This is a genomic window from Streptomyces purpureus (genome assembly GCF_014648195.1).
In the GTDB taxonomy this organism is placed as follows: Bacteria; Actinomycetota; Actinomycetes; order Streptomycetales; family Streptomycetaceae; genus Streptomyces; species Streptomyces purpureus.
The window spans coordinates 135,574-153,606 of record NZ_BMQQ01000016.1 but is presented as its reverse complement, the minus strand read 5'-3'; the positions used below and the strand labels follow the sequence as shown (position 1 = coordinate 153,606).

Annotated in this window: 18 protein-coding genes; 5 read left to right on the top strand and 13 right to left on the bottom strand. The window is 71.6% G+C overall.

All coding sequences use genetic code 11. The features are described from left to right. Window positions 1-14: 14 nt before the first annotated feature. The 6 genes from IEZ01_RS21095 to IEZ01_RS21070 all read right to left on the bottom strand — a co-directional run bounded on the left by IEZ01_RS21095 (window position 15) and on the right by IEZ01_RS21070 (window position 6,211). On the bottom strand, window positions 15-701 hold the full coding sequence (locus IEZ01_RS21095) for a response regulator (protein WP_189203168.1): 687 nt from the start codon (window positions 699-701) through the stop codon (window positions 15-17). A 53-nt stretch (window positions 702-754) separates the two neighbouring features. Further along, window positions 755-3,301, bottom strand: a complete 2,547-nt coding sequence (locus IEZ01_RS21090; protein WP_189203166.1) for a DUF4118 domain-containing protein — start codon at window positions 3,299-3,301, stop codon at window positions 755-757. A gap of 98 nt (window positions 3,302-3,399) precedes the next feature. Next, window positions 3,400-4,131: an ABC transporter ATP-binding protein gene (locus IEZ01_RS21085; protein WP_189203164.1), complete on the bottom strand. Its 732-nt coding sequence runs from the start codon at window positions 4,129-4,131 to the stop codon at window positions 3,400-3,402. 232 nt (window positions 4,132-4,363) lie between these two features. Next, window positions 4,364-5,122, bottom strand: a complete 759-nt coding sequence (locus IEZ01_RS21080; RefSeq protein ID WP_019890021.1) for a DUF3710 domain-containing protein — start codon at window positions 5,120-5,122, stop codon at window positions 4,364-4,366. Window position 5,123: 1 nt separating this feature from the next. After that, complete coding sequence (gene dut / locus IEZ01_RS21075) at window positions 5,124-5,636, bottom strand: dUTP diphosphatase (RefSeq protein ID WP_019890020.1); 513 nt, start codon at window positions 5,634-5,636, stop codon at window positions 5,124-5,126. Beyond that, window positions 5,636-6,211 (bottom strand): PaaI family thioesterase, encoded by a 576-nt coding sequence (locus IEZ01_RS21070; protein ID WP_019890019.1) that lies wholly within the window; start codon window positions 6,209-6,211, stop codon window positions 5,636-5,638. The genes dut and IEZ01_RS21070 overlap by 1 nt, the downstream gene beginning before the upstream one ends. Window positions 6,212-6,269: 58 nt before the next feature. On the opposite strand from IEZ01_RS21070, the gene IEZ01_RS21065 reads away from it, so the two are divergent. After that, on the top strand, window positions 6,270-6,713 hold the full coding sequence (locus IEZ01_RS21065) for a DUF3093 domain-containing protein (RefSeq protein ID WP_019890018.1): 444 nt from the start codon (window positions 6,270-6,272) through the stop codon (window positions 6,711-6,713). 23 nt (window positions 6,714-6,736) lie between these two features. On the opposite strand, the gene IEZ01_RS21060 is transcribed toward IEZ01_RS21065, so the two are convergent. The 4 genes from IEZ01_RS21060 to IEZ01_RS21045 form a co-directional block, all read right to left on the bottom strand. Continuing rightward, on the bottom strand, window positions 6,737-7,627 hold the full coding sequence (locus IEZ01_RS21060; RefSeq protein ID WP_189203162.1) for a hypothetical protein: 891 nt from the start codon (window positions 7,625-7,627) through the stop codon (window positions 6,737-6,739). A gap of 12 nt (window positions 7,628-7,639) precedes the next feature. Further along, window positions 7,640-7,936 carry a DUF4193 domain-containing protein gene (locus IEZ01_RS21055; RefSeq protein ID WP_003955561.1) on the bottom strand — a complete coding sequence of 99 codons (297 nt, stop codon included), beginning with the start codon at window positions 7,934-7,936 and terminating at the stop codon, window positions 7,640-7,642. A 394-nt stretch (window positions 7,937-8,330) separates the two neighbouring features. Next, window positions 8,331-9,566, bottom strand: coding sequence for a sensor histidine kinase (locus IEZ01_RS21050; protein WP_019890015.1), 1,236 nt, complete (start codon window positions 9,564-9,566; stop codon window positions 8,331-8,333). Window positions 9,567-9,571: 5 nt separating this feature from the next. Beyond that, complete coding sequence (locus IEZ01_RS21045) at window positions 9,572-10,225, bottom strand: response regulator transcription factor (protein WP_019890014.1); 654 nt, start codon at window positions 10,223-10,225, stop codon at window positions 9,572-9,574. A 337-nt stretch (window positions 10,226-10,562) separates the two neighbouring features. Between IEZ01_RS21045 and IEZ01_RS21040 the strand changes: the two genes are divergently transcribed. Further along, window positions 10,563-10,736, top strand: coding sequence for a hypothetical protein (locus IEZ01_RS21040; protein WP_019890013.1), 174 nt, complete (start codon window positions 10,563-10,565; stop codon window positions 10,734-10,736). A 111-nt stretch (window positions 10,737-10,847) separates the two neighbouring features. Here IEZ01_RS21040 and IEZ01_RS21035 read toward each other — a convergent pair whose 3' ends face one another. After that, window positions 10,848-11,648: an inositol monophosphatase family protein gene (locus IEZ01_RS21035; RefSeq protein ID WP_028798072.1), complete on the bottom strand. Its 801-nt coding sequence runs from the start codon at window positions 11,646-11,648 to the stop codon at window positions 10,848-10,850. A gap of 53 nt (window positions 11,649-11,701) precedes the next feature. Continuing rightward, window positions 11,702-12,829, bottom strand: coding sequence for a ferrochelatase (locus IEZ01_RS21030; RefSeq protein ID WP_189203160.1), 1,128 nt, complete (start codon window positions 12,827-12,829; stop codon window positions 11,702-11,704). A 165-nt stretch (window positions 12,830-12,994) separates the two neighbouring features. Between IEZ01_RS21030 and IEZ01_RS21025 the strand changes: the two genes are divergently transcribed. After that, window positions 12,995-14,239, top strand: a complete 1,245-nt coding sequence (locus IEZ01_RS21025; RefSeq protein ID WP_189203158.1) for an MFS transporter — start codon at window positions 12,995-12,997, stop codon at window positions 14,237-14,239. Beyond that, window positions 14,196-15,518, top strand: a complete 1,323-nt coding sequence (locus tag IEZ01_RS21020; RefSeq protein WP_189203156.1) for a D-arabinono-1,4-lactone oxidase — start codon at window positions 14,196-14,198, stop codon at window positions 15,516-15,518. Before IEZ01_RS21025 ends, IEZ01_RS21020 begins: the two co-directional genes overlap by 44 nt. A gap of 7 nt (window positions 15,519-15,525) precedes the next feature. Here the strand turns inward: IEZ01_RS21020 and IEZ01_RS21015 are convergent, their stop codons facing one another. After that, window positions 15,526-16,374: a hypothetical protein gene (locus IEZ01_RS21015; RefSeq protein WP_229833108.1), complete on the bottom strand. Its 849-nt coding sequence runs from the start codon at window positions 16,372-16,374 to the stop codon at window positions 15,526-15,528. Between the two features lie 432 nt (window positions 16,375-16,806). Between IEZ01_RS21015 and sepH the strand changes: the two genes are divergently transcribed. Next, a complete protein-coding gene (gene sepH, locus IEZ01_RS21010) occupies window positions 16,807-17,877 on the top strand; it encodes a septation protein SepH (protein ID WP_019890006.1) in 1,071 nt (356 codons plus the stop codon). The last annotated feature ends 156 nt before the right edge of the window (window positions 17,878-18,033 follow it).

Below are 18,033 nucleotides of genomic sequence, written 5' to 3'. Positions count from 1 at the left end.
GGGACTCAAGAGGCTCAGTGTTCGAAGCGGTAGCCCATCCCGGGTTCGGTGACGAAGTGCTTCGGGTGCGAGGGGTCGGCCTCCAGCTTGCGCCGCAGCTGGGCCATGTAGACGCGCAGATAGTTGGTCTCGGTGCCGTAGGAAGGGCCCCAGACCTCCTGGAGGAGCTGCTTCTGGCTGACCAGGCGGCCGCTGTTGCGTACGAGCACTTCGAGCAGGTGCCACTCGGTGGGGGTGAGGCGGACGTCACGGCCGTCGCGGTGGACCTTCTTGGCAGCCAGGTCGACGGTGAATCCGTCCGTCTCGACCACGACCACCCCGTCCTCGCCGCCGCCCACCGGCTCGGCGCGGCGGACGGCAGCCCGCAGCCGGGCCAAAAGCTCGTCCATGCCGAAGGGCTTGGTGACGTAGTCGTCGGCCCCGGCGTCGAGGGCCTCGACCTTCTCGTCGGAGGTGTGGCGGGCGGACAGGACCAGAATCGGGACGCGGGTCCAGCCGCGCAGACCCTTGATCACCTCTACGCCGTCCATGTCGGGCAGCCCGAGGTCGAGGACGACGACGTCGGGGTGGCGTTCGGCGGCGAGCTTGAGGGCGGTGGCGCCGTCGGGCGCGGCGTCCACCTCGTACTTGCGTGCCTTCAGGTTGATCACGAGAGCGCGGACGATCTGCGGCTCGTCGTCGACCACGAGAACCCGGGTCATGGCTGCGGACCTGCTTTCTGTCGGGGTCATCGGGGTCATGAGCCGGCTGGTGGTCATGACGTGACCTGGGCGGGGAGAGCGGCGGAGGCCGCCGGGGCGTGGCCGGGGGCCACGCGGAGGGTGAGGACCATGGTGAGACCGCCGCCGGGGGTGTCCTCGGCGGTGATGGTGCCGCCCATCGCCTCGACGAAGCCGCGGGCGACGGCGAGTCCGAGACCGACTCCGGCGCCGCGGGGGGCGTCCCCGTAGCGCTGGAAGGGCTCGAAGATACCTTCCTTGCTCTCGTCGGGGACGCCGGGGCCGCGGTCGACGACCCTCAGCTCGACGCGGTCGCCCAGTGTGCTGGCCGCGACCACGACCGGGACCGGGTCGGGGCTGTACTTGACGGCGTTCTCGACGATGTTGGCGACGGCCCGCTCCAGCAGGCCCTTGTCCACCTCGACCATCGGCAGCGTCTCGGGGATATCGAGTTCGGCGCTGCCGTCGGGGACTCCGCCGAGCGCCAGGGGGACGACCTCGTCGAGGTCGACGGCGCGGATGAGCGGGGTGACCGTGCCCGTCCGGAGCCGGGACATGTCGAGGAGGTTGCCGACGAGCAGGTCGAGGCGGTCGGCGCCGCTCTCGATGCCCTCCAGCAGTTCGGCCCGGTCGTCGTCGGACCACTCCACGTCGTCGGAGCGCAGCGAGGAGACGGCGGCCTTGATGCCCGCGAGCGGTGTACGGAGGTCATGGCTGACGGCGGCCAGCAGGGACGTACGGATCTGGTTGCCCTCGGCCAGCTTGCGGGCCTCCTCGGCCTCGCCGACCAGCCGCCGGCGGTCGAGGACGACGGCGGCCTGAGCCGCGAAGGCGCCCAGTACGCGCCGGTCCTCCGCAGGCAGCACCCGGCCGCAGAGCGCGAGGGCGAGCCGGTCCCCGACCGGCATGTCCACGTCGGCGTCCTCGGGTCGGGCGGCCTGCCCGGGTCCGACACCGGCCACGCACATCCAGGGGTCGACGTCGCTCGCCCGCTCCAGCAGGGCGACGGATTCCATGGAGAACGTCTCGCGGACCCGTTCGAGGAGGGCGTCCAGGCTCGTCTCGCCGCGCAGCACGCTGCCCGCGAGGAAGGAGAGGATCTCCGACTCGGCACGGAGGCGGGCGGCCTGGTGGGTGCGGCGGGCGGCCAGGTCGACGACCGAGGCGACGGACATCGCGACGCCGAAGAAGACGGAGATCGCGACGATGTTCCGGGGGTCGGAGACCGTGAATTGGTGCAGCGGCGGGGCGAAGTAGTAGTTGAGCAGTAGTGAGCCGAAGGCGGCGGAGGCCAGGGACGGCAGGAGTCCGCCGAGCAGTGCGGAGGCCACGGTGAACGACAGGAACAGCAGCATGTCGTTGGCGAGGCCGAGGTCGGCGTCGACATGGGTGAGCAGCAGCGTGAGCAGCGCGGGGCCGACGACGCCGACGAGCCAGCCCCAGATGATCCGGGGGCGGCCGAGCCGGGCGCCCCGGGCGACCGGCAGTCCGCGGCCCTTGGCGGCCTCGTCGTGGGTGACGATGTGGACGTCGAGGTCGGGCCCCGACTCGCGGGCGACGGTCTGGCCCACGCCGGGGCCGAGGACGTACTGCCAGCTCTTGCGGCGCGAGGAGCCGAGGACGATCTGGGTGGCGTTGACGCCGCGCGCGAATTCGAGCAGCGCGGAGGGTATGTCGTCGCCGATGACGTGGTGGAAGGAGCCGCCGAGGTCCTCGACCAGGGTGCGTTGGACGGCGAGTTCCTTCGGGGAGGCGGCGGTCAGGCCGTCGCTGCGGGCGACGTAGACGGCGAGGACCTCCCCGCCGGCGCCCTTCTCGGCGAGCCGGGCCGCGCGCCGTATCAGGGTGCCGCCCTCGGGGCCGCCGGTCAGCCCGACGACGATCCGTTCGCGGGCCTGCCAGGTGGAGCGGATGTTGTGCTCGCCGCGGTACTGCTGGAGGTATTCGTCGACCCGGTCGGCCGTCCACAGCAGGGCCAGCTCCCGCAGGGCGGTGAGGTTGCCCGGCCGGAAGTAGTTGGAGAGGGACGCGTCGATCCGGTCCGGGGTGTAGATGTTGCCGTGGGCCATGCGCCGGCGCAGCGCCTGGGGCGACATGTCGACCAGTTCGATCTGGTCGGCGCGGCGGACGATCTCGTCCGGGACGGTCTCGCGCTGCCGGACGCCGGTGATGGACTCGACGACGTCGCCGAGTGACTCCAGGTGCTGGATGTTGACGGTCGATATGACGTCGATGCCGGCGGCGAGCAGCTCCTCGACGTCCTGCCAGCGCTTGGCGTTACGGGAGCCGGGGACGTTGGTGTGGGCGAGCTCGTCGACGAGGGCGACGGCGGGGTCGCGGTCGATGACGGCGTCGACGTCCATCTCGGTGAAGGCGGTGTCGCGGTACCCGATCACGCGGCGCGGGACCGTCTCCAGGCCGTGCAGCATCACTTTCGTACGCGGCCGACCGTGGTGCTCGACGAAGGCGACGACGCAGTCGGTGCCCCGCTCGACGCGGCGGTGTGCCTCGGAGAGCATCGCGTACGTCTTGCCGACGCCCGGTGCCGCGCCGAGGTAGATCCGTAGCTTGCCGCGTCCCATGGGCATGACCTTACGTCCAGCGAAAAGGACATTCCGCACGTGGGTTCGGGGCCCGGGGCCGTCTTGACGGGATTCTGATGGGCCCCTGGCCCTCGGGGCTAGTGCTCGATGATCTCGCCGTCGCTCAGTTCCAGGACACGGTCGGCGAGGCCGAGGAGCTGGGCGTCATGGGTGGCGACCAGGGCGGTGACACCTTCGCCGCGCACCACCGCGCGCAGCAGTTCCATCACGGCGAGACCGGTCTCGGCGTCCAGCTGGCCGGTCGGTTCGTCGGCGATCAGCAGGGCGGGCCGGTTGGCCAGGGCACGCGCGATCGCGACCCGCTGCTGCTGGCCGCCGGAGAGCTCGCCGGGCCGCTGCTCGGCGTGGTCGGCGAGGCCGACCATGGCGAGGAGCAGCGCGACGCGCTCCTCACGCTCACGTGGATCGGCCTTGCGCAGCCGCATCGGTACGCCGACGTTCTCGGCGGCGGTCAGGATCGGGATCAGCCCGAACGACTGGAAGATGAAGCCGACGCGGTCGCGGCGCAGCGCGAGCAGCCCGTTCTCGCCGAGGCCCGCGAGGTCGGTGCCGTCGACGGTGATGGTGCCCTGGTCGGGCGAGTCGAGTCCGCCGACGAGATTGAGCAGGGTGGTCTTGCCGGAGCCTGAGCGGCCCTTGAGGGCGACGAGTTCACCGCGGCCGATCTCGAAGGAGACCCCGCGCAGGGCATGGACGGCGGCGGGGCCCGTACCGTACGAGCGGCGCACGTCGGCGACCTTGACCATGGGCCCTTCGGGGGTCGGCTCGGCGAGGGCCGCCGCGGACCGCGTGCTGCTGCTCCGGCTCATTCGGGTCCCCCGTCATCCGTCGTCGCCCCGGCCCCGATGTGTCGCCGATCTTGTGCCGCGCCAGTATCCGTCACGTACGCCGGTCGGGACAGCCCGTGTGTGCCGTACGTACGCCGACGGGCCGCACCCCGTGGGGGGTGCGGCCCGTCGTACGGACAGCGGCGAATGAGCCGAGGGCACGCTGAAGCGCCCCGGATCAGAGCCGCGCCTCACATCACGGCGGCGGCCCTGGTCAGCGGACCTCGGTGATCTCCGGACCGCGCTGGAGCTGGCCCATGCCGCCGGAGAAGCGGGAGCCTTCCTGCTCATCCTGCTGGACGCCCTCGGGGACCATCTGCGCGTCGTTCGGCAGCTTCAGGACGATCGGGTCGCGCGGGGCCATCGGGCCCTCGCCACGGACCACGACGGTGTCCCGGACGATCTGCTCAAGCAGACCGGCGGCCTCCGGCTGGACCGCGCCCTGGCCGGAGATGACGCCGCGCAGGAACCAGCGCGGTCCGTCGACGCCGACGAAGCGGACCAGCTGTACGCCTCCGGTGCCGTCGGGCAGCTGCACCGGGACCTGGGCGCGCAGCTCCCAGCCCAGGGGGCCCTCGACCTCGTCGATGATGCCGCCCTGCTGGGTGATGCCGGTGGCGATCTCCTCGCGGACCTCGCCCCAGATACCTTCCTTCTTGGGCGCCGCGAACGCCTGGAGCTGTACGGCGCTGTCGCGCAGCACGACCGTCGCGGCGACGATCGCGTCGCCGGCGACCTCGACCCGCAGCTCCATGCCCTCGACGCCGGGCACGAACATGCCGCCCAGGTCCACGCGGCCTTCTTCGGGCCTGGTGACCTCGGAGATGTCCCAGGGCCCGTCGGGCCGGGGCGCCGGCGGGAGGTTCATCCGGCGCGGCTGGTCCGCCGCGTCGGTGCCGGTCTCGTCGACGACCTGCTCGGCCTCGCCCGCTGCGTCCTCAGCGGCACCGCTCTTCTTGCGACGTCCGAACACGTCACTGTCCTTCCCGGTCGGATACGACCGAAGCGTATCGATTCCCACCCGTAGAGCCGTCCACGGCGGCATGACCGCCGGTGGACCCGAAGCCCCCCTCGGCCCGCGCCGAGCCGGGAAGCTCCGCCACCTCGTGGAAGCGCACCTTCTCGACCTGCTGGACAACCAGTTGAGCAATCCGGTCGAACCGTTCGAACCGCACACTCTCGCGCGGGTCCAGATTGACCACGATCACCTTGATCTCTCCACGGTACCCGGCATCCACCGTCCCCGGGGCATTCACGAGGGCGACGCCGCAGCGGGCGGCCAGACCGGAGCGCGGGTGCACGAAGGCCGCGTAGCCGTCGGGCAGCGCGATCGACACCCCGGTGGGCAGCACGGCGCGCTCCCCGGGGGCCAGCTCGGCGGCCTCGGTGGTCACCAGATCGGCGCCCGCGTCGCCGGGGTGGCCGTACGCGGGCAGCGGCACCTCCGGGTCCACGCGGCGGATCAGTACATCGACAGGGGTACGCATCAGGGGTTCACCTCGAAGGCGCGGGCGCGCCGGACCTGGTCGGGGTCGGCCATGGCCGCCTGGATCTCCTCCGGGCGTCCGTTGTCGATGAAGTGATCGACCTTGACCTCGATGAAGAGGGCGTCCGCGCGGACGGCGACGGGGCCGTCGGGCCCGCCGATCCGCCCGGTCGCCGTGGAGTAGATCTTGCGCCCCGCCACAGCGGTGACCTCGGCCTCCAGGTGCAGCACCGTTCCCACGGGCACCGGGCGGGCGAAGTCGGTCTCCAGCCGGCCGGTCACGGCGATGACCCGCAGCAGCCAGTTGAGCGAGCCGAGCGTCTCGTCGAGCGCCGTGGCCAGCACGCCGCCGTGGGCGAGACCGGGCGCTCCCTGGTGGTCGGGGGTCACCGTGAACTCGGCCGTGACGGTCACGCCCTCGCCCGCCCGCGCCGCCAGGTGCAGTCCGTGCGGCTGGGCCCCGCCACAGCCGAAGCAGTGCGCGTAGTGCGCGCCGAGGAGCTCGCCGGGGGCGGGCGCGTCGGGGTGCCGTACCGGCGGTATGGCGTTGGCGGGAGGCGTCAGAGCAGTACTCACAGGCGCAGACCTTACCCGCGGGACAGTCCGCCGGTCGCGCCGTGCCAAGCTTGGATCCATGCAGTCTTACGAAGAGCGGCTGACCGTTCCCGGTTCCTGGTGGCTGATCGCGTTCGCGGTGGGGATCTCGGGCGGCCTGATCCTGCTGCCGCTCGGCACGGTGCCCATGCTCGGCGGGCTGATCGCGGCGGCGGCGCTGGCGGCGGCAGCGGTCAGTTCGTACGGCTCCGCCCGTATCCGGGTCGTGGCGGGCTCGCTGGTCGCGGGCGAGGCCCGGATCCCGGTCTCGGCGCTCGGTACGGCGCATGAGCTGGACCCGGAAGAGGCGCGGGCCTGGCGGACGCACAAGGCGGATCCGCGGGCCTTCATGCTGATGCGCAGCTATGTGCCGACGGCGGTACGGGTCGAGATCACGGATCCGGCAGATCCGACGCCGTACGTCTATGTGTCGACGCGGGACCCGAAGGCGCTGGTGGCGGCGCTGGAGGCCGTGAAGGCCTAGCGGCCCCGGCCCTTCTCGAAGGCCTAGAAGCCGAGCTGCTTGGGGTCCTCGGGCTGCTCCAGCGGGGGCAGCTCGGGCAGCGCCTCCCAGGGGATCTGGCGCCTGCGCAGGTCCTTGCGGATGCGCTCGGCCAGCGCCTTGGTGTCGCGCCGGTTCATCACGGCGCCGACGGCCGCTCCGACCATGAACGGCGTCAGGTTGGGCAGGTTGCGGATCATGCGCTTCATGATCTGCTGGCGCAGCTGGCGCTTGAACTGTCCGCCGAGGGCGGCGTTGACCGTGGTGGGTTTGGTGAGGTCGATGCCGCGCTCCTCCGTCCAGGAGGTCAGGTAGGCGGTCGACCGCTGGGTGAGCGTGCCGGGGGGCCGCATTCCGTAGACCTCGTGGAGCTCGGCGATCAGCTTCAGCTCGATCGCCGCCACGCCCGTGATCTCCGCGGCGAGCTCGGCCGGCATCGCCGGCGGTACGGGGAGCATGGCGGCCGCGCCGATGCCCGCGCCGACCGTGGAGGTGGCGTTGGCCGCGCCGGCGACCAGCTTGTCGGCGAGCTGCTCGGGGCCGAGGCCGGGGAACTGGGCGCGCAGGGTCGCCAGGTCCCTGACGGGGATCCGCGGGGCGCTCTCGATGATGCGGTCGGCGACGTACGCGACACCTGCCCGGGCGCGCTCGCCGCCCTTGCGCAGGCCGCGCCGGACGGCGGCCAGCTTGGTGAAGCGGCCGGGGTCGTCCGCGGCTTCGAGCGAGGCCGGTAGGCCTCGCTCGTCGTCACGTACGCCGGGGGAGGGCAGGAGGGCGGAGTCCTCGGCGTCGGGGGCCTGGTGGGCGCCCTCCGCCGGGTCCGGACCGCCCTGGTGGGTCTCCGGCGTCCTGGGGAGCCGGAAACGCCGCTTCCTGAACGGGTTGTCGCCTGCCACGGCCTGCCGGACCTAGTCGCAGTCGCGGCAGATCGGCTGACCGTTCTTCTCCCGGGCCAGCTGGCTGCGGTGGTGCACCAGGAAGCAGCTCATGCAGGTGAACTCGTCGGCCTGCTTCGGCAGGACCCGTACGGCCAGTTCCTCGTTGGAAAGGTCCGCGCCGGGCAGCTCCAGGCCCTCTGCGGCCTCGAACTCGTCGACGTCCACCGTGGAGGTGGACTTGTCGTTCCTGCGGGCCTTGAGCTCTTCAAGGCTGTCCGAGTCGACGTCGTCGTCGGTCTTGCGTGGGGTGTCGTAATCCGTTGCCATGTCGCTCTCCCCCTCTGGGTGGTTGCGGTGTCTCCAGCGCACGTAACGCGTGAGAGGCCGGACTTGTGCCCGACCCGAGGCGGAGATTTTGCCTCACATCAAGGTCTGTTACTCAATCGACACCCAACCGGACCCCTCAAGAGTGATCGAGTTTGGGTGGCGAACCGGACCGTACACGGTCCGTTGCCGCACTTCACGGGCGTCACCCCGTGTACTTCCCGTGATCTGGACCCCCGGAAACCCGGACTTTTACCGGTTTTCCGACTGGCTCGTGATCACGGAGAGTAGATGACTGGAAATTCGCTCTTGTGATCGATCACACACGGAAAACCCAGGACCAGGTCCTGAAAATTCCGCGCATCGTGAACTTCTCGGACGGTTCGGGCATGCGTGGTCACACAGGAAGGGTGACACGCATCACGAGTCCGCCGCCCTCGCGAGGCTCCGCGATGATACGGCCCCCGTGGGCCCGCGCGACCGAGCGGGCGATCGACAGGCCGAGTCCGACGCCCTTGTCGCTGCCCGTCCGCTCCTGCCGCAGCCTTCTGAACGGCTCGAAGAGGTTGTCGATCTCGTACGCGGGAACCACTGGTCCCGTGTTCGAGACCACCAGGACCGCCTGGCCGTGCTGGGTCTCGGTGGTGACCTCCGCCCAGCCCCCTTCGGGGATGTTGTACCGCACGGCGTTCTGGATCAGGTTCAGCGCGATCCGCTCCAGGAGGACGCCGTTGCCCTGGACGACGGCGGGTTCCTGCTCGCCGCGGATCTCGACGCCCTTCTGCTCGGCCTCGCCCCTGACCTGGTCCAGCGCGCGCGAGGCGACCTCGGCGAGATCGACGGGCTTGCGCTCGACGATCTGGTTGTCGCTGCGGGCGAGCAGCAGCAGGCCCTCCACCAGCTGCTCGCTGCGCTCGTTGGTGGCCAGCAGGGTCTTGCCGAGCTGCTGGAGCTCCACCGGTGCGCCCGGGTCGGAGAGGTGCACCTCGAGGAGCGTGCGGTTGATCGCCAGCGGGGTGCGCAGTTCGTGCGAGGCGTTGGCGACGAACCGCTGCTGGGCGGTGAAGGCCCGCTCCAGCCGCTCCAGCATCTCGTCGAAGGTGTCCGCGAGCTCCTTGAGCTCGTCGTCCGGGCCGTCCAGCTCGATGCGCCGGGCGAGGTCGGACCCGGCCACCTGCCGGGCGGTGCGGGTGATCCGGCCCAGCGGGGACAGGACCCGGCCGGCCATCCCGTAGCCGAAGGCGAAGGCGATGATCGACAGGCCGAGCAGGGCGAACAGGGAGCGCCGCAGGAGGTCGTCGAGGGCCAGGTCGCGCTGGTGCTGGAGGCAGATCGACACCGCCCGGTTGAGCTCTTCGCCGGTGCTGGAACCGGGCAGCCGGCACCATTCGGTGGTCGGCTGGACCTCGCCCCTGACCACCTTGAAGGGCAGCTCGGCGAAGTTGTTCATCACCTGCGCGGTGAAGAGGTAGATGATCGACAGCAGCAGGATGCCGGCGATCAGGAACATCCCGCCGTACAGCAGCGTGAGCCGTATCCGGATCGTCGGCCGCAGCAGCGGCCGGACCGGGTCCCTGGGGTCCCAGGTGGGTTTCGGAGGCGCCTGGGGGTGCGGCGCCGGAGTCGCGGCCACCGGCGTCAGATCCGGTAGCCGGAGCCCGGGACGGTGACGATCACCGGCGGTTCGCCCAGCTTGCGGCGCAGGGTCATGACCGTGACCCGTACGACGTTGGTGAACGGGTCGGTGTTCTCGTCCCACGCCTTCTCCAGGAGCTGCTCGGCCGAGACGACCGCGCCCTCGCTGCGCATGAGGACCTCCAGGACGGCGAACTCCTTGGGGGCGAGCTGGATCTCCCGGCCGTCGCGGAAGACCTCGCGGCGGTTGGGGTCGAGCTTGATCCCCGCGCGCTCCAGGACGGGCGGCAGCGGCACCGTCGTACGCCGTCCGAGGGCCCGCACGCGCGCGGTGAGCTCGCTGAACGCGAAGGGCTTGGGGAGGTAGTCGTCGGCGCCGAGCTCCAGGCCCTCGACGCGGTCGCTGACGTCGCCGGAGGCGGTCAGCATGAGGATCCGGGTCGGCATGCCCAGCTCGACGATCTTGCGGCACACGTCGTCACCGTGGACGAGCGGCAGGTCCCGGTCGAGGACGACGACGTCGTAGTCGTTCACCCCGACGCGTTCCAGGGCGGCGGCGCCGTCGTACACGACGTCGACGGCCATGGCCTCCCGGCGCAGTCCGGTGGCCACCGCATCGGCGAGCAGCTGCTCGTCCTCGACGACGAGTACGCGCACGTCGCTGTTCCTTCCTACGGGCCCGGTTCCGGGCAGATCCTCGGCACTGACTGTGCGTGTCCATCCTGCCCTTTACGGCCGTAAACCGGCTGTAAGACGGCCGAGCGGGGGGCTTCGGAGGCGCCAGGCCGGGGCGGGCGGCCCCATGAATTCATCTGGAATCCGTCCCACTTGAGGTTTCCCTGAGGAAAGGTCTGGGGAGGACGACTGCACACCCGAGATCACGCCCTGTATGTGGCACGCCACCAACCGCACTGTCCCCCGCAGGTTGCGGTGCGTGATCCACCCCACCCTCGGCACACCCCCGTGCCACCGACCCATGACGAGGGGGCGCACGATGGACGCTTTCACCGCAGGACTGCTGCAGCGCATAAGGACCACCGAGACCGACCTCACGCGGGCCCGCGACGAGGGCGACGACTTCCTGGCGGAGGTGGAGCAGGCGGAGCTGGACGACCTGCACCGGCTCGCCGCCGAGCACGGCGTGGAGGTCGGCGCCGCGAGCGCCTGACAGGACGTGGAAGGGCCCCGGTGCCATGGGATGGCGCCGGGGCCCTTCTCCGTTCCCGCAGCCCTCCCAGGGCCCTTCAGGGCCTGCCGGAGAACCGCCGGGGCGGGATGGTCAGTCGTGCCAGGCGCCGAACTCCTCCAGGAGGGCCTGGAGGGGCTCGAAGACGCCCGGTGAGGCGGCGACCGTCAGCTCGCGCGACGGGGGCTCGCCCGGCCGGCCGCCGGTCAGGGCACCGGCCTCGCGCGCGATGAGGTCGCCCGCGGCGAGGTCCCAGGGGTGCAGCCCGCGTTCGTAGTAGCCGTCGAGGCGGCCCGCGGCGACGTCGGCGAGGTCGACGGCGGCCGAGCCGCTGCGCCGGATGTCGCGCAGCCTCGGGATGAGCCGCTGGGCCACGTCGGCTTGGTGGGCGCGGACCTCGGCGACGTAGTTGAAGCCGGTGGAGACCAGCGCCTGGTCCAGCGGCGGGGCGGGGCGGGCGGCGAGCCGCCGGTCGCCCTGGAAGGCTCCGGCGCCGACGACGGCGTGGTACGTCTCGCGGCGCATCGGGACCTCGACGACACCGACGACGGTCCGGCCCTGGTGCTCGGCGGCGATGGAGACCGCCCAGGTGGGCAGGCCGTAGAGGTAGTTCACGGTGCCGTCGAGGGGGTCGATGACCCAGCGGACCCCGGAGGTGCCGGGGACCGACGCGCCCTCCTCGCCGAGGAAGCCGTCCTCGGGGCGGTGCTCGGTGAGGAAACCGGTGATCAGCGCCTCGGCTGCCAGGTCCATCTCGGTGACGACGTCGATCGGGCTGGACTTGGTCGCGGCCACGGCGAGGTCGTCGGGGCGTCCGTCGCGCAGCAGCGCACCGGCCCGGCGCCCGGCCTCCAGGGCGAGGTCCAGCAGCTCGGCGTGGAGGGGGTCGGTCACGGCGTCCTGGGGGACGTACGGATGGTGGGTGCCGCTGACACGGCCGGCGCGGCTCATGCGTACGGGCTGTCGGCACCGGCGGCGGCCGGGCGCTCCGTGCGCGCCGGGCAGCAGCCGATCGGACAGAGGTCGTGGGAGGGGCCGAGCGAGCCGAGGGCGCAGCGCTCGACGACGGTGCCGCGCTCGGTGGCGGCCCGCTCCAGGACGAGGTCGCGGACGGCTCGCGCGAACCGGGGGTCGGCGCCGACCGTCGCCGAGCGGCGGACCGGCAGCCCGAGCTCGGCGGCCTTGGCGGTGGCCTCGGTGTCCAGGTCGTACAGGACCTCCATGTGGTCCGAGACGAAGCCGATCGGGACCATGACGACCGCGGGGACCCCCGCGGCGTGCAGCGTCTCCAGGTGGTCGCAGATGTCCGGCTCCAGCCAGGGGATGTGCGGGGCGCCACTGCGGGACTGGTAGACGAGCTCCCAGGGGTGCTCGACACCGGTCTCGCGGTGGACGGCGTCGGCGATCAGCCGGGCCACGTCGAGGTGCTGCTTGACGTAGGCGCCGCCCGCGCCGTGGTCCTCGGCGGGGCCGGAGGAGTCGGCGGCGGAGTCCGGGATGGAGTGCGTGGTGAAGGCGAGGTGCGCGCCGGCGCGGACGGACTCGTCCAGTTCGGCGAGCGACTTCAGGACGCCCTCGACCATCGGCTCGATGAAGCCGGGGTGGTTGAAGTAGTGCCGGAGCTTGTCGACCTTGGGCAGCGGCAGGCCTTCCGCCTCCAGCTCGGAGAGCGCGTCGGCGAGGTTCTCGCGGTACTGCCGGCAGCCGGAGTAGGAGGCGTAGGCGCTGGTGGTGAGGACGGCGATGTGGCGGCGGCCGTCCGTGACCATCTCCCGGAGGGTGTCGGTGAGGTACGGCGCCCAGTTCCGGTTGCCCCAGTGGACCGGCAGGTCGAGCCCGGCCTGGGCGAAGTCCTTGCGCAGCGCGTCGAGGAGCGCGCGGTTCTGGTCGTTGATGGGGCTGACGCCGCCGAAGAGGAAGTAGTGCTGCCCCACTTCCTTGAGCCGCTCCTTGGGGATGCCTCGGCCGCGGGTCACGTTCTCCAGGAACGGCACCACGTCGTCGGGTCCTTCCGGACCGCCGAAGGAGAGCAGCAGCAGAGCGTCGTACGGGGCGGGATCGCGCTGATCGGACATGGCTCGATCCTCCCACCCGGCACTGACGGAGGGCGGCCGGGCCCGGCGCCGTCGCTCGTTCCGAGTCGTCGCCGGGGCATCAAGAAAGCCCGTGGCGGCATTCACTTCAACCCCGTAGGCTTTAGCCATTAATTGACACGTGTTGAACTGACGCCGGAGAGCTCCTTGCCCAGTCCCTACCGCGCGATCTTCGCCGCCCCCGGCACGAAGGCGTTCTCCTTCGCCGGCTTCATCGGCCGGATGCCGCTGTCCATGATGGGCATCGGCATCGTCACGATGATCTCGCAGCTCACCGGGCGGTACGGGCTCGCCGGCGCGCTCACCCTCACCCTGGCGCTTTCGGCCGCGGTGCTCGGCCCGCAGATCTCCCGGCTGGTCGACCGCTACGGCCAGCGCCGGGTGCTGCGGCCGGCGACCCTGGTCTCCGTCGCCGCCGTGTCGGGCCTGCTGCTCTGTGCCCAGCAGGGCGCCCCCGACTGGACGCTGTTCGTCTTCTGCGCCTGGGTGGGCTGTGTGCCGAGCGTCGGCGCGATGACCCGGGCCCGCTGGGCGGAGATCTACCGCGGCTCCCCGCGCGAGCTGCACACGGCGTACTCCTGGGAGTCGATCGCCGACGAGGTCTGCTTCATCCTCGGCCCGATCATCTCCATCGGGCTCTCCACCACCTGGTTCCCGGAGGCGGGCCCGCTGCTCGCGGTCGTCTTCCTGGTCGTGGGCGTCTTCACGCTGACCGCCCAGCGCTCCACCGAGCCGACACCGCACCCGCGCGAGGAGCACGGCGGCGGCTTCGTGCTCCGTTCCCCCGGGCTCCAGGTCCTCACCCTGGCCTTCGTCGCCACCGGCGCGATCTTCGGCTCGGTGGACCTGGTGACCGTCGCCTTCGCCGAGGCGGAGGGCGAGAAGGCGGCGGCCAGCCTGGTCCTCGCCGTGTACGCGCTCGGCTCCTGCCTGGCCGGAGCGGTTTTCGGGCTGCTGCACCCCAAGGGCGAGCCGTCGCGCCGGTGGCTCGTGGGTGTCTGCGCGATGGCCGTGAGTATGATCCCCCTCCTACTGGCCGGGAACCTGCTGTTGCTGGCCGTGGCGCTCTTTGTCGCGGGCCTGTCCATCGCACCGACGATGGTGACCACCATGGCCCTCGTCGAGACGCACGTACCGCGCACCAAGCTGACCGAGGGCATGACCTGGACCGGTACCGGGCTCGCGATCGGCGTGGCGCTCGGCTCCGGGGTCGCCGGCTGGGTCGTCGACGCGTACGGGGCCGCGGCGGGGTACGCGGTGCCCGTCGTCTCGGGAGCGCTCGCGGTCCTGGTGGGGATCCCGGGGTACCGCCGGCTGCGCAGGCCGGCGCCGACTCGGGAGGGGCAGCGTGAGCACGAGCACGAGGGCGGGGAGCAGCAGCACGTGGCGTAACTGGTCCGGAACGGTCACGGCCAGGCCGGTGCGCGAGGCCGCGCCGGCCTCCGCCGACGAGCTGGCCGAGACCGTGCGCAGGGCCGCCGAGGACGGACTGCGGGTCAAGACGGTCGGTACGGGGCACTCCTTCACCGCGATCGCGGCCACCGACGGCCTGCTGATACGCCCCGAACTGCTCACCGGCATACGGCGCATCGACCGGGACGAGATGACCGTGACCGTGGAGTCCGGCACTCCGCTGAAGCGGCTGAACATGGCACTGGCCCGGGAAGGCCTGTCGCTCACGAACATGGGCGACATCATGGAGCAGACGGTCGCCGGCGCCGTGTCGACCGGCACCCATGGCACCGGCCGTGACTCGGCGTCGATCGCCGCGCAGATCCGGTCCCTGGAACTGGTCACGGCGGACGGCTCGCTGCTGACCTGCTCGGAGAAGGAGAACCCGGACGTCTTCGCGGCCGCCCGGATAGGCCTCGGCGCGCTGGGCGTGATCTCCGCGGTCACCTTCGCCGTCGAACCGGTCTTCCTGCTCACCGCGCGCGAGGAGCCGATGAGCTTCGACCGCGTCACCTCCGAGTTCGACGCGCTGCACACGGAGAACGAGCACTTCGAGTTCTACTGGTTCCCCCACACGGGCAACTGCAACACCAAGCGCAACAACCGCAGCGCCGGCCCCGCCGCCCCGCCCGGTCGCGTCAGCGCCTGGATCGACGACGAACTGCTCTCCAACGGCATCTTCCAGGTGGCGTGTTCACTCGGCCGCGTCGTCCCCCGGACGATCCCCACGATCGCCAAGCTCTCCAGCCGGGCCCTGTCTGCCCGTACGTACACCGACATCCCCTACAAGGTCTACACGTCGCCGCGCCGGGTCCGTTTCGTGGAGATGGAGTACGCCGTGCCGCGCGAGGCGGCGGTGGCGGCGCTGCGCGAGGTGAAGGCGATGATCGAGCGCTCGCCGCTGAAGATCAGCTTCCCGGTGGAGGTACGGACGGCGCCGGCGGACGACATCACGCTCTCCACCGCCTCCGGCCGCGAGACGGCCTACATCGCCGTGCATCTTTACAAGGGGACGCCCTACCGCGGGTACTTCACCGCGGTGGAGCGGATCATGACCGCGCACGGCGGCCGGCCGCACTGGGGCAAGGTGCACACCCGGGACGCCGCCTACCTCGCCGAGGTCTACCCGCGCTTCGGGGAGTTCACGGCGCTGCGCGACCGGCTCGACCCCGACCGGGTCTTCGGCAACGACTACCTGCGGCGCGTGCTCGGCGACTGAGGACCGCTCACGGCGCCGCCTGCCCGCTCCCCTGAACAGCCTGGGCGCCCGCGCCCTGTTCACCGCCGCCGGTGGACGGGGTGGGGGTCGGCGTGGGTGTGGGCGTGGGGGTCGGGGTGGGCGTCGGGTCGTCGCTGTCGGACGGGGAGGGGGGCGGGGTGGGATCCGGATCCGGTGAGGGACCGCCCCGGTCACCGCTCGGGTCGGGGTCGGGGGAATTCCCGCCCCCCGGGTCCGTCGTGGCGCCCTGTCCGTCCTGGTTGCCTTGCTGCTGCTTCCCGTGTCCGCCCTGGCCGGGCCCGGGCGAGTCGTCCGACGGCTTGTCCGCGCCGGAGTCGCCGCGTACGACCGAGGAAATCGTCGTCCCCTTGCCGCCACTGAAGTCCTGACCGGAGATCAGTTCATAGCCGGTGATGCCCGCCATCGTCACCAGGAAGACCACCCCGGCGGCGACGGCCGAGCGCTTCCAGCCGCGTACGCGCGTGCCGTGCGTGGTCGCCTCGCCGAACTCCCCGTCGAGAGCGGCAGCCGGGCCCGGGCCGTCCGCCGGGCCCGCCGAACGCGGGGGCACCGGGCGGGCCTTCGGCCGCGCGGCCTGGACCGTCACCTCCCGTATCTGTTCACCGGTGCGTTTGAACATGTGCTGGAAGACCGATCCACCGCAGGTGGCGATGACACTGATCACGCCCGCACCCAGGATCGTGCCGTACACGCCGAAACTGGAGGCGAGTTTGGCGGCCACGACCGCGGCGACGGCGCTGCCCGAGACCTGCGCCATGCTGAGATCGAGCCGTTTTTTCTTGTCTTCTGTCGCGGTGTCCGGCTTCCGATCCATGTCCAGTCTCTGCCTACCCATCTGTCCCACTGTGCACCCAGAAGGGACATATGGGCGAAGAAAATGGTTCCGTTTCTGTCGATTCTGTGAAGGACGACACGTGCCACCGGCGCGACCGCCCGTCCAACTCCCGTACCCCCGGAGAAGTTGGGCGGCGCGGCGGTCCACCCGGGTGGCCCGAATGGAGTACTGTGGCGAGCCCTGGGTCCGGACTCCCTCACGGGTGCCCGGGACGACGGGAGGGGGCCGAAAGCGGCACTCGAACCGGCGGCGCCGCGGCATCGCACGGACGCCCGCTGCTCAGAGTGACATCCGGTCACTCTGCGTTGCAAACAGGTAACCGTGCCATAACGGCGTTCCAGGGTCCATGCCCGACACGCCGGGCAACTCGGCAAGGTTGTGGCAGGCTGCACCCGGGCAGGCCACACTCGACTAGCGGAAGCAGCGACGCACGTGACGTCGGCAGGCACCACCCGGGAGGTCCCCATGCCCGAACTGCGTGTCGTGGCCGTCTCAAACGACGGCACACGACTGGTGCTGAAGGCTGCTGACAGCACGGAGTACACGCTTCCGATCGACGAGCGGCTGCGCGCCGCCGTGCGCAACGACCGCGCGCGTCTCGGACAGATCGAGATCGAGGTGGAGAGCCACCTCAGGCCCCGGGACATCCAGGCCCGGATACGCGCGGGGGCCTCCGCGGAAGAGGTCGCCCAGCTGGCGGGCATTCCTGTGGACCGGGTGCGGCGTTTCGAGGGTCCGGTGCTGGCCGAGCGCGCGTTCATGGCCGAGCGCGCCCGTAAGACGCCCGTACGCCGGCCCGGCGAGAACACCGGGCCGCAGCTCGGTGAGGCGGTGCAGGAGCGGCTGTTGCTGCGCGGCGCCGAGAAGGACACCGTGCAGTGGGACTCCTGGCGCCGCGACGACGGCACCTGGGAGGTGCTGCTGGTCTACCGCGTCGCCGGTGAGGTGCACACGGCGAGCTGGACGTACGACCCGCCGCGGCGGCTCGTCCAGGCCGTCGACGACGAGGCGCGCGCGCTGATCGGCGAGACCGACGACACCCTCGCGGCCGCGCCGGAACCGAGCTTCCCCTTCGTGCCGCGGATCGCCCGGCTGCCGCGCGACCGGCCGCTGGACCGTGCCCTGGACCGGCAGTTGGAGCGTCCGGCTTCTCCTCCTCCGGAGGAGGAGACGAGCGAGCGGGACTCCCTGACGAGCCTGCTGGAGGCGGTGCCGAGCTTCCGGGGCGACATGGTCGTACCGGACCGCCCGACGGCCGAGCCGTCGACCGAGCCCGACCAGGATCCCGAGACGGAGGAGCCCCCGGCCCCGGCCGCCTCGGCGGGCGCGGGCGCGGCGTACGCGGACGTCCTGATGCCCCGCGCGGTCAGCGGCCACCGCGACCGCCTGACCGGCACGACGGACCGCCAGGCGGAGGCGGACGGCGTCCGCCCGGGCCGCCGGGCGGCGGTCCCCAGCTGGGACGAGATCGTCTTCGGAACGCGGCGCAAGAAGCAGGAGTAGGCGCGGGTTCGTGTGCCCGGTAGGCCGCGGGGACGCGGCTCGGGCGCGCCAAGCGCGGACTGCCTCCTGAGCGCGGGCGTATTGACGACGTCGGGGCGCACGGCTCGGCGCCGAGCCCAGGTACGCGCGCGTGGCAGCCCGCAACGACCGCGCGCC

What these genes read in the sequence shown, in the direction of transcription:
- IEZ01_RS21095 (WP_189203168.1), bottom strand. Translation starts at nt 701, where the DNA reads ATGACCCGGGTTCTCGTGGTCGACGACGAGCCGCAGATCGTCCGCGCT.
- IEZ01_RS21090 (WP_189203166.1), bottom strand. Translation starts at nt 3,301, where the DNA reads ATGGGACGCGGCAAGCTACGGATCTACCTCGGCGCGGCACCGGGCGTC.
- IEZ01_RS21085 (WP_189203164.1), bottom strand. Translation starts at nt 4,131, where the DNA reads ATGAGCCGGAGCAGCAGCACGCGGTCCGCGGCGGCCCTCGCCGAGCCG.
- dut (WP_019890020.1), bottom strand. Translation starts at nt 5,636, where the DNA reads ATGCGTACCCCTGTCGATGTACTGATCCGCCGCGTGGACCCGGAGGTG.
- IEZ01_RS21065 (WP_019890018.1), top strand. Translation starts at nt 6,270, where the DNA reads ATGCAGTCTTACGAAGAGCGGCTGACCGTTCCCGGTTCCTGGTGGCTG.
- IEZ01_RS21055 (WP_003955561.1), bottom strand. Translation starts at nt 7,936, where the DNA reads ATGGCAACGGATTACGACACCCCACGCAAGACCGACGACGACGTCGAC.
- IEZ01_RS21040 (WP_019890013.1), top strand. Translation starts at nt 10,563, where the DNA reads ATGGACGCTTTCACCGCAGGACTGCTGCAGCGCATAAGGACCACCGAG.
- IEZ01_RS21030 (WP_189203160.1), bottom strand. Translation starts at nt 12,829, where the DNA reads ATGTCCGATCAGCGCGATCCCGCCCCGTACGACGCTCTGCTGCTGCTC.
- IEZ01_RS21015 (WP_229833108.1), bottom strand. Translation starts at nt 16,374, where the DNA reads ATGGGTAGGCAGAGACTGGACATGGATCGGAAGCCGGACACCGCGACA.